The 14,247-nt window shown below is 48.4% G+C and carries 10 protein-coding genes; 3 read left to right on the top strand and 7 right to left on the bottom strand.

Going from position 1 to position 14,247, the window contains the following annotated elements; genetic code table 11:
• Nucleotides 1–5 precede the first annotated feature (5 nt).
• Entirely contained in the window at nt 6–503 is a 498-nt protein-coding gene (locus tag H6750_14290) for a DUF192 domain-containing protein (protein MCB9775477.1), read from the bottom strand.
• Nucleotides 504–727: 224 nt separating this feature from the next.
• Between H6750_14290 and H6750_14285 the strand changes: the two genes are divergently transcribed.
• On the top strand, nt 728–1,060 hold the full coding sequence (locus H6750_14285; GenBank protein MCB9775476.1) for a hypothetical protein: 333 nt from the start codon (nt 728–730) through the stop codon (nt 1,058–1,060).
• A gap of 75 nt (nt 1,061–1,135) precedes the next feature.
• Here the strand turns inward: H6750_14285 and H6750_14280 are convergent, their stop codons facing one another.
• Nucleotides 1,136–1,633, bottom strand: coding sequence for a hypothetical protein (locus H6750_14280; GenBank protein MCB9775475.1), 498 nt, complete (start codon nt 1,631–1,633; stop codon nt 1,136–1,138).
• Nucleotides 1,634–2,259: 626 nt separating this feature from the next.
• Nucleotides 2,260–2,898: an MBL fold metallo-hydrolase gene (locus H6750_14275; GenBank protein MCB9775474.1), complete on the bottom strand. Its 639-nt coding sequence runs from the start codon at nt 2,896–2,898 to the stop codon at nt 2,260–2,262.
• Between the two features lie 356 nt (nt 2,899–3,254).
• Between H6750_14275 and H6750_14270 the strand changes: the two genes are divergently transcribed.
• Nucleotides 3,255–4,013, top strand: a complete 759-nt coding sequence (locus H6750_14270; protein ID MCB9775473.1) for a hypothetical protein — start codon at nt 3,255–3,257, stop codon at nt 4,011–4,013.
• 111 nt (nt 4,014–4,124) lie between these two features.
• On the opposite strand, the gene H6750_14265 is transcribed toward H6750_14270, so the two are convergent.
• The 3 genes from H6750_14265 to gltB all read right to left on the bottom strand — a co-directional run bounded on the left by H6750_14265 (nt 4,125) and on the right by gltB (nt 11,867).
• Nucleotides 4,125–5,618 carry a DUF692 family protein gene (locus H6750_14265; GenBank protein ID MCB9775472.1) on the bottom strand — a complete coding sequence of 498 codons (1,494 nt, stop codon included), beginning with the start codon at nt 5,616–5,618 and terminating at the stop codon, nt 4,125–4,127.
• 269 nt (nt 5,619–5,887) lie between these two features.
• Nucleotides 5,888–7,318: a glutamate synthase subunit beta gene (locus H6750_14260; GenBank protein ID MCB9775471.1), complete on the bottom strand. Its 1,431-nt coding sequence runs from the start codon at nt 7,316–7,318 to the stop codon at nt 5,888–5,890.
• Complete coding sequence (gene gltB / locus H6750_14255) at nt 7,311–11,867, bottom strand: glutamate synthase large subunit (protein ID MCB9775470.1); 4,557 nt, start codon at nt 11,865–11,867, stop codon at nt 7,311–7,313. The genes H6750_14260 and gltB overlap by 8 nt, the downstream gene beginning before the upstream one ends.
• Nucleotides 11,868–12,197: 330 nt before the next feature.
• On the opposite strand from gltB, the gene H6750_14250 reads away from it, so the two are divergent.
• Nucleotides 12,198–13,202 carry a polyprenyl synthetase family protein gene (locus tag H6750_14250; protein ID MCB9775469.1) on the top strand — a complete coding sequence of 335 codons (1,005 nt, stop codon included), beginning with the start codon at nt 12,198–12,200 and terminating at the stop codon, nt 13,200–13,202.
• A 606-nt stretch (nt 13,203–13,808) separates the two neighbouring features.
• On the opposite strand, the gene H6750_14245 is transcribed toward H6750_14250, so the two are convergent.
• Nucleotides 13,809–14,132 carry a hypothetical protein gene (locus H6750_14245; protein ID MCB9775468.1) on the bottom strand — a complete coding sequence of 108 codons (324 nt, stop codon included), beginning with the start codon at nt 14,130–14,132 and terminating at the stop codon, nt 13,809–13,811.
• Nucleotides 14,133–14,247: the final 115 nt, after the last annotated feature.

The raw sequence follows: 14,247 nt of genomic DNA, 5'->3' as shown, positions 1-14,247 counted from the left end.
CATCTTTAAGAGACAAGCAATGTAAAGGTGACCTGTGCCCCTACCTGAACTTTGGCCTGATCCACAAACCCAGCATTGGCTTCCACAATATAACGTGCATCTTGAGGCGGGGGCCCATACCAGGGGCACTGCCTTTCATTGCAAGGAAGAGCCCCTTTAACTATATGCACGACAACCTTACTCTCATCAACCCAAATCACATCAACAGGAAATTGAAACTCTTTTGTCCAGACCCGATGGAGACCGGAATTTTCAAAAATATAAATCATTCCCTCGCCAGGAGGGAGAACATTTCTAAATGCCAAGCCGAATAAAAGTTTTTCCGGTGTATCGGCAACCTCCGCTTTCAACACCCCACCGCCGGGGAAATTTACATTGATGACTTGTGTCTGTTCCGGGGCATTAAACAATAGGGCCCCGGAAATCAGAAATAACGCCATTACCAGAAGAAAAACGATTCGCTTTTTACTAGGGACACCTTTACCTTGCAAAAAAGACAACATTATTCTCCATATATCCTTATTTTCCTAAAAACCCTTTTGCCTCAATCCTGCTTTTGCTCCAGGCAAACACATTTGTATTATTTGGCGATTTGCTCAAATAACACACCCACGATAAGATATCATGTAAGCTGATATGATTTCAGCCATAGAAAGGATGGAGAAAAGAACCTTCTAACCACATCCCCCCCCAAGAAAACCTTTACCCCATGCCATGGAGGCCTCGTATGCGCTACCTCCCAAAATTAATTCTCGTGCTTTCTTTAGTTTTATTTTCCTCTACCAGCATTTCCGCTTCCCCATCGATTTCCAGCGCTATCGACCGGTTTGTCTCTAATCTCTACCCCAAAGGTAGCCACTACTTCTGGGTTATTAACAACACATCAAAAGAGTCTGCGGAAGAAATGATCGTCGATCTCAACACCAGTGTCAGGAATTTACCGGAGGATGAACCGACGGAAAGTCGGTTTTTATTGTTGGTGGTAGGAGGAGAACTTCTTGCGGCTCAAAAAATTCCGTTGAATGCTAACGTGGATTGCCAGAATGATGAGGAAGTATAGTAAAAAAAGAGAAATTCAGTCATTAAAAAAGCCCCATCCTGTAATAAGGATGGGGCTTTTTTATATACGCAATGCCTACTTGGTCAGAATCAATAATTGTCCACCCAAATGCGCTGCATGTAATTGACACTTGTAGTTCAATAAATTGTTAGACGTCACGTAAGTGAGATCACTCATGGGAATACCGATATATTTGGTTTCCCCAGGAGCCAAAACAAGCTTAATATGCATCGACGTCGGAGCGGCAAAAGCTGAATCCGCGGAAAGCTCAAAGCCATGCTCCTTATCCATATTGTTGGTTACTTTGAACAAGATGGGTCGTCCAGCTCTTCCACCTGTGGCACTAGAAACAAGACTCAAAATTGAAGTAGGGGGATACCAGACTTTCTTTCCACCAATTTCCATAGCAGTGAACTCAAGATCAACATCCAGCTTTGTAAACGGCTGGCCCACGACAGACCCCGTTTCAAGGTCACCAATTTCCACACCACCTGACTGTAATGCAAATGCGCCTGAACTACTGACCGCAACGAACACTACACTTAAAAGGACGGATAGAAGCACTCTGTGCATCGCCTACCTCCTCATGAGAAGCTGTTGATAATGAAAGTTTTACCTAAGAACGCAAGCCAATTTTCTGAATTATATAGTTTAAGTTTCAACGAGAGGGTTGGTTATAGCACATGGCATTCTACGACGCAAGAAGGTTTTTATCATTGCGATTCTTGACCGATAAAAACAAAGCAGTGCTTTCTTTAAATCCAGAAGAGGGTGAGCGATTACCAGATTATTTTTCAATAATTTCCGTGTGATTACAAGTCCTTTCCTTCATGGTAAATGAGTTTTTGAGACGAGAGATTCATTTTTAAGACCATTTTCTTCTTAATCCCAACTTTTTGTCCTCACCCACAATGACAATCCCATAATTTTGGATACACTTGATTGAGGCGTTGCTCAAACCATGCGAATGCATGGTGATTCCGATCACACAGATGGCGGCAACTTTCAGGCCTACAATACAACAGGGCTCCAGGATGGAAACCATCCTACAATTTTTTCATTTACCATTCCGGCAATAGTCCAAAAGGGTTAATGTCCGCTTCTCCAAGTAAGCCCCGAAAACAACCTCAACAATTTACAGAGATGGATAGCATCTACTCGTCTTTCTCCTGCATCAAAACCCAATAATTCGGCAATAATTATCCATGCACAAACATATTATGTTCCCGCTCCCATCCAATGGACGATTCAGGCCCATGTCCGGGTATGACGGTTGTACTTTCTTTGAGGGTGTACAAGCGTTCGCGAATAGATCGCTCAATTAGCTGACCATCTCCACCCCACAGGTCGGTTCTGCCAATTCCGCCACGGAACAAGGTGTCCCCGGAAAACACCAGATTTTGGCTTTCAAAGAAAAAGCATACCGACCCGGGAGTATGGCCAGGAGTATGGATCACAGTTCCTGAACAGGAACCCACACGCACCTCCGATTCTTCTTTAATCCAACGGTCCGGCGGAGGGGCAGGCACATAAGGAATGCTGAACATTCGGCATTGAATTTCCAGCATGTCCCAAAGATTTTGATCATGGGAATGCAAACACAGAGGTGCCCCCGTCGCTTGCTTAATATGACCGGAGGCTAAGAAATGGTCAAAATGAGCATGCGTATGCAAAATTGACGTGACGGTGAACCCCAGGGCATCAATTTCCCCGAGTATGCGTTCAGGATTTCCTCCTGGGTCCACCACAATGGCCTGCTTAGTTTCCTTGTCACCGATAATCGAACAATTACATGAAAGTGGAGGGACGGGGAAAGTTATTCGAATGAGCTGATTCATCGGGATCTCCTTAAACGACACGGATAAAACAGTGGATTAAACTTAGTGAACACTTACCTCTCTATTACTTCTCTAGTGCAGATTGGCACAATTTCACTTTGGAATTTCAGACAATTCCCCTTCTTTGATACCTGCCTCAATATGGAAGTTTGAAATAAGAACCGTTTAAGCCTAAAATACCTAATAAAAGGTACCCATTTGATCCAACCACAACACAATCTTCCCTACACGGATATGCTGAGCCGGTGAAAACTCAAGCATTCCAGCACTGCCTACCATCCCAGCAGAGGCCAGATATTCTCACTTGCCCAGGCAGCAAAGTCCTATCCATTGGCGCAGGAATGCTCATTCTTCTTATGCTGACTGGTTGTCCCCAAAATAACTCCGGGCTTGAAGAAGAAAACATTCAACTCAAAAAACAGGCGATTAAATTGGAGTCGGTTATTCATTCCCTCCAGGAGGGGAACAAAGTCATGCAGCAACAAATCGACTTATTGAATCAGGAATCTAGAAAAACCGCAGAATCCTATGAATCGCAGCTACGCGATGCAGAATTAACCCACCAGGAACAACTCCGAGACGCACAGGCCAAAATGGCCGAATTGGTGAATAGCCCCAAAAAAGATGGAGCCAGAATTAAAACTTTGGAACAAGAACATCGAAAGTTGGAAGGAGAAAACAAATGGCTCAGGAGCCAACGAGACCAAATGAGAAAGACCTTGACGCTTCATCAAATTGGCGGTCAAAGTCAGGAGTTGCCGTTTCCCTTTTCCTCGGCTTCAGAAATCATAGAAGGCGCACTCACAAAAAATGGCTATTCAATACTGGCCAGCATGCAAACAGATCAAAAGGCCGTCTATATTACTGATCGCAAAACGTCTCTTCCTCCTTCGCTGGAACTATCAGGTTTTCGCAACCAATACCTTCTCTCGATTGAGAAAGGACCTTCCGATCATACCATAATCTGGGTCCGTGCCGAATTTGAAAAGCTTTCCAAAAACGGGCAGATGTTCGCAGCCCAACAATCTGAAATCACCGACATCGAATTACGCCTCATTCAGGAAATTCATCAAGCCCTGTCTACAGGAACGGCCGCCCAGGCCAAGAACTCTTAATTTCCTAACCAGCAGAAGCTCTCAGCCCAACATTCAACCGACCGGTCCAAAACGCCTTTTTTCGATCAGGTCACTGACAGACAGAACCAATTTTGCAGGGCACCGACGTGGTTACGACCATGGCCCCTGAGACGCGAGGCGATAGCCTTGAGCAAGAAACTCGGCTTCCTGTCTGACAAGTGAACTCGCCGCAGGAAACACCTGCTCGATAAATTCCACAAATACCTCAATTTTGAGCAGGAAGAAATCATATTCGGATTCAGAACTTCGAGGATGGGCAAACCAAAATTGCACGAATTGTTTCAAGGAAATCCCATATTGATCCAAAATAGCACACGCATTGGGAAACATTACCCTCACATCTCCACCCCATGAGAGAATTTCATAGGGCAAATACTTATTTGCATATAGATGAAGCCCTTTATTCATTTCAGTATCCCATTGGCTAGGGACATCCAGCCGGCCACTTAGAACTTCATTGACCAATGCCATGTATTCTCTGTATTGGCGGATTAATACATCACGAGTTTCCTGAGGAGGTTCAACGTTTTCCACGCGACAGGATGCTGCACTTTGAAGGTTTGTGTCGGGTGAGGGCACCCGGGCCGGCACAGGCACAAAAGACTCCACGATCTTCAATACCGTTTTCATTTCCCGGCATATGAGCGGTATTTGCTTATTATCGACTTCTAGGGCGATGCCTTTAAGATTGAGTAGCCGAGGCTCCCTTATCACCCAAGCCAAGAGCATTAGTAATTCGTCCGGAATGGAAGCTTCATGGGCGTCAATCCAATCAGGAGGATTTTTATATCGTTCTGATCCCACTTGTGTGAGTATATGCGGATGGCAATCCAGACCTGCAATATGAATTTGAATCACTCTCTCAAGGGGAAATTGCTCAAGAAAATCTTCGAAAAATGCCTCAAGGCTTTGCTTCCGCCAGGCCCCAGAATATCGATAGACCGTCCAAACATGTCCAAGATCTAAGACTAACCCACAGGGCGCTTTGGCGGTAATGTTCGAGAAAAATTCTGCATACGGCATTTCACCCATCAAAAAATAGGTTAATGGTGGACTCTCCAAAAGCAGCAATGGCGAGTGAGCCTGTGGCCCCCAAGCACATTCATCAAGCTGAGACTGAACCTTCCACGCCTGGTAAGCGGTAATGTCGGCAGAAGCTCTCGTAAAGACAGGAGGCAAATAGGTTCCAAATGAATGACCGGCTATTTCTTTGGCCGCACATTCTTGATTGACCCAAAGAGCCCGTAACATTCGAAGATTAGAGGCGATTGCCCGCAATCGCTCTTGAGTATTGTATGCGGTGTCCCAATCGGGTTGCGTGACCCATACCCCCTCGGCATGGTAAGCCAAGGGAATGTCAGGAAGCCGAGTTCGAACCACCTTCAACGCTTCAGAAGCGGCATGGAAAATTTCAAGATAACCCATAGGGATTTGCTCACGTCGAAGCTCCTGATACAAGTCAAAGACATCAGGAGAATACACATCCACCGATAAGCCGAAGCCAAGAAATGGAATCCTGCCTGCGCGGCGAAGAAACTCTTCATGGATAGCCTCTCGACGTGATGGTTCTCTTGAAAAACTCAACGGCTTCCTCATTTCCGAGACCTAAGAAGCTAGGAAGGATTAAATTCCCGGTGTGACATTAAAAAAATGCCCGTCGGGCAAGTTCGAAAATACAAAAACAAGGAGGTATGGGAAGGAGGTGCGATCACAGCCGCGTGGCGAACGCACCGGGGTTGCCATTGTTCACGACTTTTTCTTTATTGTCGGTGTGGGACCACTTACACCCACCACTTACAGTACAAAGAGCCTTCTAAGGGCAGAAGAAGGCGCAAACCAGGAAGGGAATAAAATTAGGACGCTCGGAAGGATTGTCCGGCTTGGAGATACCGGTGAATGCCGGCCGCAGACTTTCTCCCTTCTGCAATTGCCCAGACAATCAGGGACGCACCCCGCTTCGTGTCTCCGGTGGCAAACACCCCATCCACACTTGTCATGAAGTGTTCATCAACGGCGACATTCCCTCGGGGATCATATTGAAGCCCAAAAGAATCCAATAGGCCGTTCTTCACCGGCCCGACAAACCCCATCGCCAACAACACCAGGTCAACATCCATCTTGATCTCGGACCCCGACACAGGAACCACCTTCCCATTCTCAAAATTCACACGGGTCGCATGTAAACCAGTCAGATGTCCGTTTTCCCCTGAAAATTTTGTGGTAGCAATACTCCATTCACGATCACACCCTTCCTCGTGGGCATGAGACGTTCGTAATTGCATCGGCCATAAGGGCCATGGTGTCGACTCAGCCCGAGTCGGTGGCGGTTGGGGCAACAACTCGAATTGATGGGCTTCCAGACACCCTTGACGATGAGCCGTTCCCAGACAATCTGAACCGGTATCACCACCACCAATAATGACCACTCGTTTGCCTTGAGCCGATATGTGCTCTTCAGGAACGGTATCCCCGGCCACTCGCTTATTCTGCTGGGTCAGATAGTCCATAGCAAGATGAACGCCTTTAAGGTCTCTTCCTGGAACGGGCAATTCTCTTGGTTGCTCAGCTCCCATTGCAAGTAGCACTGCATCATAATCATGACGGAGGTCCTGAACGGTGGCGTCCACACCCACACACACGCCAGTCTGAAACGTCACCCCCTCTTTTCGCATTTGCTCTAATCGACGGTCCAAGACCCACTTCTCCATTTTGAAGTCCGGGATACCATAGCGAAGCAAGCCTCCAATCCGATCAGCCTTCTCCAAAACTGTCACTTCATGACCCGCCCTGGCTAATTGTTGTGCCGCCGCCAATCCTGCCGGACCCGACCCGACAATCGCAACGCGCTTCCCGGAAGAGCCCGCCGGAAAGACCGGTTCGACCCAACCTTCCTCGAATCCTTTATCAATAATATTCCATTCAATGACACGAATGGAGACCGGATCACTATTAATGCCTAACACACACGCCGATTCACATGGAGCCGGACATAGGCGACCGGTGAACTCAGGAAAGTTATTGGTCGCATGAAGCGCTTTGAGGGCGTCTTTCCATCGTCCTCGATGCACGAGATCATTCCATTCCGGGATCAAATTCTCAACAGGACAGCCAGCGGGACTTTGGCAAAATGGCACCCCACAGTCCATACAGCGGGCCCCTTGAACTTTTAACTTTTCCTCGGGAAATGGGTCATACAATTCCTTCCAATCGAGAACCCGCTGCGCAACCGGCCGTCGTTGGGGTCCTTCCCGTTTATATTTTAAAAACCCACGAGGATCACCCACGGCTCACCGCCTCACGTTTCCGTTGAGCATGCTCTTTGGCCAAAGCCGTTTTCCGTTCCTGCAGCACTCGTTTGTAATCACTCGGCATGACTTTGACAAATTTCGGCAACATCATATCCCACGATTCCAGAACCCGCCTGGCATTGACACTTTTGGTGTAGCGAAAATGGGCCTCAATCATGGCACGAAGGGTCTGTTGATCTTCTGATGACACGACAGGTTCTAATTCCACCATGCCCATATTGCAACGTGCAGGGAATTGTCCATCCTCATCCAAGACATAAGCGTCCCCTCCGGACATCCCAGCGGCAAAATTTCGTCCTGTCTTCCCCAGAACCACCACCACCCCCCCGGTCATATATTCACACCCATGGTCGCCGGTCCCATCGATGACAGCCCGTGCCCCACTATTCCGAACAGCAAACCGTTCTCCCGCAATGCCATAAAAATACCCTTCACCACCAGTCGCCCCATATAAAGACGTGTTCCCGATCAGAATCGTGTCTTCCGGCAAATACGTCACTCCTTTCGGAGGAACTACAATAATTTTCCCTCCAGAGAGACCCTTTCCCAAATAGTCATTCGATTCACCTTCCAAAGTCAGCGTAATCCCCTTCGACAAAAAAGCTCCAAAGGATTGTCCGGCCGATCCGGTAAATTTAATTCGAATCGTGTCGGGAGGAAGACCTTCCGGCCCGTACCGACGTGCAATGTGGCTTGACAGAACAGTACCGGTGGTCCGGTTCACATTTCGAATAGGCAGATCTAACGAAACAGATTCGCCCCGGTCAATGGCAGATTGACACAATTCCACCAACTGATTATCCAAAATTCCTTTCAGACCGTGATCCTGTGGTTGCACACAGAAGGTGGCCACTTCAGGATCGACATTCGGCTTCACCAATAATGGTGATAAATCCAGCCCTTTGGCTTTCCAATGATCCACAGCTTTTTGCACTTTAAGCTTATCCACCCGTCCGATCATCTCGCGCATAGTCCTGAATCCGAGCTTTGCCATCAGGGAACGGATCTCTTCTGCCACAAACATAAAAAAGTTCACAACATGCTCTGGTTTTCCCGTAAATTGTTTTCGTAACTCTCCATCCTGGGTGGCCACTCCCACCGGACAGGTATTGAGATGACATTTCCTCATCATGATGCATCCCTCAACAATGAGGGGGGCTGTGGAAAAACCAAACTCTTCAGCTCCCAGAAGGGTTGCAATGACCACATCACGGCCAGTTTTTAGTTGGCCGTCGGTTTCCACTCGAATTCGTCCACGCAGGTTATTGAGCACGAGCGTCTGATGGGTTTCCGCCAGGCCTAATTCCCAGGGAACTCCTGCGTACTTAATAGACGATAGCGGAGACGCTCCCGTTCCTCCGGAATCTCCACTTATGAGAACCTTATCGGCATGCGCTTTTGCCACCCCTGCCGCTACCGTTCCAACTCCGACTTCGGCCACGAGTTTCACGGAAATCGCGGCTTCAGGGTTGGAATTTTTGAGGTCGAAAATGAGTTGTTTCAGATCTTCGATAGAATATATGTCATGATGAGGGGGTGGAGAGATCAGTTGCACTCCCGGCGTGGAATAGCGAAGTTTGGCAATAATTTCATCGACTTTATGTCCCGGCAATTGACCGCCTTCGCCTGGCTTGGCACCCTGGGCCATTTTAATTTGCAACTCCTTAGCATTCACCAGGTAATGCGCGGTCACTCCAAAACGACCCGATGCCACTTGCTTAATATAAGAATTTTTGGAATCGCCGTTCGGCAAAGGTGCAAATCGTTCCGGATCCTCACCACCTTCCCCGGTATTGCTTTTAGCGCCTATGCGATTCATGGCAATGGCCAATGTCTCATGCGCTTCTTTACTGATTGCCCCAAACGACATGGCACCGGTGGTAAACCGCTTTACAATTTCGCTGGCGGGCTCCACGTCTTCAAGAGGGACCGGTTCGGCCGACCAGTTAAACTCAAACAGTCCGCGAAGATTCGAGCGCCGTTGATCCTCTTTATTCACCAGGTCTGAAAAATCCGCATAGGCTTTGGCATCATTCGCACGCGAGGCATGCTGAAGTTTGTAAATGGTTTCAGGATTCCAATTATGGTGCTCTCCCTGAATCCGGTAATGAATTTCTCCACCAAAGTCTAGTTGCCGCATGGGGACCGGACGATAAGCCATCGCATGTCGGCGCAAAGTCTCTTCCCCCACCTCACTGAGACCAATTCCTTCGATCCGTGAAGCCGTTCCGGTAAAGAACCGATCAATCAGCTTCCTATTCAGGCCAATGGCCTCAAAAATTTGAGCTCCACAATAGGACTGGACTGTGGAAATCCCCATCTTCGAGAATATCTTGAGCAATCCTTTATTGACAGCCTTAATGAACTTGGATTCGGCCGTGGCCGCATCCACGCTTTCAGGAAAATACCCTTCCCGTTCCATATCCACGAGGGACTCAAATACCAAATAAGGATTGATGGCCCCGGCACCATAACCGATCAGACAGGCGAAATGATGCACATCACGCGGTTCACCTGTTTCCAGAATCAGCCCGACCTCCGTTCGGGTTTCTTCTCGAACCAGATGATGATGCACAGCCGAAACACCTAATAGACTTGGAATGGGTGCCCACTCGGCATTGACACCTCGATCGCTCAAAATGAGAAACTTTTCGCCATCCCTTATGGCTTTTGAGGCTTCCTGGCATAATTGATCAAGAGCGGCCGCCATGCCTTCAGGTCCTTCAGCAACTTTAAAAAGCAATGACAGTGTCTTACTTTTAAAGTGAGGGTCCCCAATCATGCGAATTTTTTGCAGATCGACATTGCTGAGGATCGGTTGCTGCAATTTGATCCTTCGGCATGCCTCTGGAATCTCCGCAATGACATTCGGTTTGGGCCCGATGTTGGTGACAAGAGACATCACCAGATGCTCACGGATCGGGTCGATAGGAGGATTCGTCACTTGCGCAAACAATTGTTTGAAATATTTAAAAAGAAGTTGCGGCCGTTCGGACAACACAGCTAATGGAGTATCCGTTCCCATTGAAGAAATGGGCTCTTCCCCCGTGACGGCCATGGGGATCAACACCATTTTCAACTCTTCCACGGTGAACCCGAAGGCTTGCTGACGTTGGCGCAGCGTCGGGTGATCGGGTTGCGGCACATTGAGTGGCTCAGGCAGTTCATCTAAGGAAACCCGATATTGCGTTAACCATTGTCGATAGGGCTTACGTTTGGTGATATCGGCTTTAATTTCCTCGTCGTCAAGAATACGTCCTTGGACGGTATCCACGACAAACATGCGACCCGGTTGCAGACGTCCCTTCATACGAATGGTCTTAGGATCAGCCGGCAGCACGCCCGCCTCTGAACCCAGCACCACAACATCATCCTTGGTGATTTGATAGCGACAGGGACGCAGACCATTCCGATCCAAGGTGGCACCCACGAGCTTTCCATCGGTAAAGCACACAGCAGCCGGTCCATCCCACGGTTCCATCACCGCCGCGTGATATTCATAAAACCCTCGCCGGTCAAAATCCATTTGCGGATTCCCCACCCATGGTTCAGGAATCAGCATCATCATGGCATGAGGCAAGGACCGGCCGGCCATTACCAAAAATTCTATGGCGTTATCCAAACAGGCCGAATCACTTTGCGCGGAATTATCAATGATGGGAAATAATTTTTTGAGATCATCCCCGAACAGTTCCGAGGCAAGCCTCCCTTGTCGGGCCCGCATCCAATTGACATTCCCCTTCAAAGTATTAATTTCGCCATTATGGACGGAGTAGCGGTAGGGATGAGCCAAGGCCCAGGTCGGAAACGTGTTTGTACTAAAGCGAGAATGTACCAGGGCCAAGGCCGACGTAAATGTGGGATCCGCAAGATCGGGATAAAACAGTGCAACTTGCTCCGGCAACAGCATCCCCTTATAGACAATCGTGTTTCCGGACAAACTGGATATATAGACCCATTCCTTCCCGGGGAGAGCTGATTCGCGGATGGCACGGGTTATTCGTTTACGAATGACATACAGCTTGCGTTCAAACTGCATGGGATTCAGTAATTCACGTGCTATAAAAAACTGTCGAATAGCGGGCATCGTTTTGCGGGCTTGATCCCCGATTTGATCCTCTTTGGCCGGCACATCCCGCCACCCTAAAAAATGTTGCCCCTCTTCACGTACGATCGCTTCAAAGATGGCTTCGCACTGTTGCCTGGTCCTTGCATCCTGCGGCAAAAATACCATACCGACCCCATAGGCCCCGGCTTCGGGAAGATCGACACCGGTTTCTGCGGCAACCCGATGAAAAAACTCGTGGGGTATCTGAGAGAGAATTCCTGCTCCATCACCGGTACATGGGTCACATCCTTGTGCTCCCCGATGCGTGAGATTTTTGTTGACCTCCAGGGCCTTTTCTATAATGTCATGTGATTTTTGCCCCTTTATATGGGCCACAAACCCGATTCCACAGCCATCATGCTCATTTCCTGGATGGTAAAGGCCTTGAACTGAAGGCAATCCCGGGAGATTCCACACTGGTTGATTAATCACCTGTTTCACGTTTCACCTAAAAAAATATTGTTGGCCATCATTAAAAAGGAGATTAAGGCACGCTACCCCTTAATAGAGTCTCTATGGGCCATGGTGTCGTTGTGTGGTCCCGGAGAGCGACGGAAGAAAAGGGAAGTCTAAATCAAAGTTGTAAACGACAAGATTAATGGATGGTCAAAAAATCTGTCAAGACGATCTATTTTCAACAACGCAATATTTCCATAACATATATGAGGGTTTTCAAATAAATGCTGATTGATTTCCAAGCTGTGGTTCAGCTTGACAATCCACAGACGAGCCCCTAGTATCGCCGCCATGCATCAGGAACCAGCCCTTAGAGACCTGGAATCCATGGAGGATGTGTGGGAAGCCTTTCGGCCGGACCTCAATGAGGTTGAAAGCCAGATTACCACACACCTTGAATCGCATGCCCCACTCATCAATACCGTCGCCGGGCACATCTTTGCCAGCGGAGGGAAACGCATTCGCCCCCTGCTCCTGATTCTCTGCGCCCGACTTTGTGGATTTCTTCAAAAAGATTTTTTGTTGCTGGGCAGTCTCGTAGAATTTATCCATACCGCCACATTACTACATGACGATGTGTTAGACGAAGCCGATCTGAGACGTGGACAACCCACTGCGAGAAAAATCTGGGGCAATCAAGCCAGTATTCTAGTAGGGGATTATTTATATTCCCAGGCCATGGCTCTGATTGCCACCTTTCATAACCATAGCATCAACGAAGCCCTGGCAGATGCGTGCCGAAAGATGGCAGAAGGGGAGGTCCTTCAACTCTGCGCCAACAGTCAACCGCACCTGTCTGAGGCCGCCTATCTTAAAATTGTTGAATATAAAACAGCTGCCCTGGTCGCTGCCTCCTGTAAGGTCGGGGCGATCGTAGGAGGTGCCTCGATAGAAGAACAAGCCGCGCTCTATCGGTTTGGCTACCATCTTGGAATGGCATTCCAATTGGCTGACGATCGCTTGGATTATTCCGCAGACCGTGCAAAGCTCGGCAAAGCCCTTGGTCAGGATATTCGCCAGGGCATGATTACCATTCCCCTACTACACCTTCTCCAGACTTGCTCCCCTCAAGACAACCAATGGATCACCGAAAAGATCTTGGCACATGCCATAGAGGATGAGGACGTCACGAAAATCATCCAATTAATGCAGAAACAAGGGTCTCTATCCTATTCCACTGCTCGAGCTCGGGAATACGTAGAAGCCGCGGCCCTTGACCTTGAACCGTTCCCCGCCTGCATGGCCAAACGATCCCTCTCCATCACCGCCTGCTACATGGTCAACCGCGACCAATAGCTTCCCCTTTCAACAATAAATCCTCGGTATTGTAAGGTCACAAAGAATATCCTTCTTCCTGGACATCTCCAAAGCCTGCATGAATTTTTCCCGTCATCCCGAGATTTTTTATCGGGAATCCATCCTGTCCTTAATCCGTATGACCCCTTGAACGGTGGAAGCCCATGCTCTTGTGTCCCCAATTATTATATCCAAGCGCTTTTCAATGTTGCCGGGTCTCGCCCCGGCAGGCGAGGTCCTTTTCTTTCGGGAAAAGGACCCAAAACCATTGACGCCCAGTCCGACCTCATCAGATAGGACGGCCGCGAGATACGGGAGGGCAGTCCAACTCGCTCCGCTCAAACAAGGCCCGTCGGGAAAGAAGAGCGGCCGCCCACCTGGTCGGACAGCAGGCGTCGTAAACAAATGTATACCACACCATGAAAAAAGTGGCTGGCAGGCGCTGAACCAAAGGCACGGAGCAAACGGCGAATTCCATTTTTGCTCAAAAAGTGGACAGGAAGGACCTCAACTACCAATCCATATAACAGAATGGGGTATTCGGTAAGCTTTTTGGCTTGGTGTGTTAGTTCATAGTCATTTGATCTATCACCTAACGGATCGGGCTTACCTAAGTTGTACGACTCCAACGGCCTTATCTATGCCTTCAACTTTCATCTTATAAGACCCACCCTGATTGTGGATTAGGACAGATGGCATGAAGCTATAGTGATAATGATACCAGTATTCCGTCTGCTGCCAGATCTGTCCGTTTATCAGCGTAACGATCGTCTCTCCTTCCCAACTCTCGAAATCTCCATCGATCTGGCTTTCGATTACATTGGGGACTGCTCGGCTTGGCGGCGCTTGCTTGACAGTTTCCTTGGCGCACTCAGCCTTGCCGAAATCGCTGAGAAGTGTAAAGCGATTACAATCGTGCCTGCGAGACATCGTTTCATCATTCCTGTGGGTATTGAGCTTGGGCTACACTGAAACAGTTCTCTAAGGGAAGTGTTACATTTCTGATATTTCTTTTCACCTCAAATATCCATCCGTTTGGCTAACT

This window comes from Nitrospiraceae bacterium (assembly GCA_020632595.1).
Taxonomy (GTDB): Bacteria; Nitrospirota; Nitrospiria; order Nitrospirales; family UBA8639; genus Nitrospira_E.
The sequence above is the reverse complement of the archived record's forward strand: the minus strand, read 5'-3'. Positions and strand labels throughout refer to the sequence as shown.

What these genes read in the sequence shown, in the direction of transcription:
- H6750_14280 (MCB9775475.1), bottom strand. Translation starts at nt 1,633, where the DNA reads ATGCACAGAGTGCTTCTATCCGTCCTTTTAAGTGTAGTGTTCGTTGCG.
- H6750_14250 (MCB9775469.1), top strand. Translation starts at nt 12,198, where the DNA reads ATGCATCAGGAACCAGCCCTTAGAGACCTGGAATCCATGGAGGATGTG.
- H6750_14285 (MCB9775476.1), top strand. Translation starts at nt 728, where the DNA reads ATGCGCTACCTCCCAAAATTAATTCTCGTGCTTTCTTTAGTTTTATTT.
- H6750_14270 (MCB9775473.1), top strand. Translation starts at nt 3,255, where the DNA reads ATGCTGACTGGTTGTCCCCAAAATAACTCCGGGCTTGAAGAAGAAAAC.
- H6750_14245 (MCB9775468.1), bottom strand. Translation starts at nt 14,132, where the DNA reads ATGTCTCGCAGGCACGATTGTAATCGCTTTACACTTCTCAGCGATTTC.
- H6750_14290 (MCB9775477.1), bottom strand. Translation starts at nt 503, where the DNA reads ATGTTGTCTTTTTTGCAAGGTAAAGGTGTCCCTAGTAAAAAGCGAATC.
- H6750_14275 (MCB9775474.1), bottom strand. Translation starts at nt 2,898, where the DNA reads ATGAATCAGCTCATTCGAATAACTTTCCCCGTCCCTCCACTTTCATGT.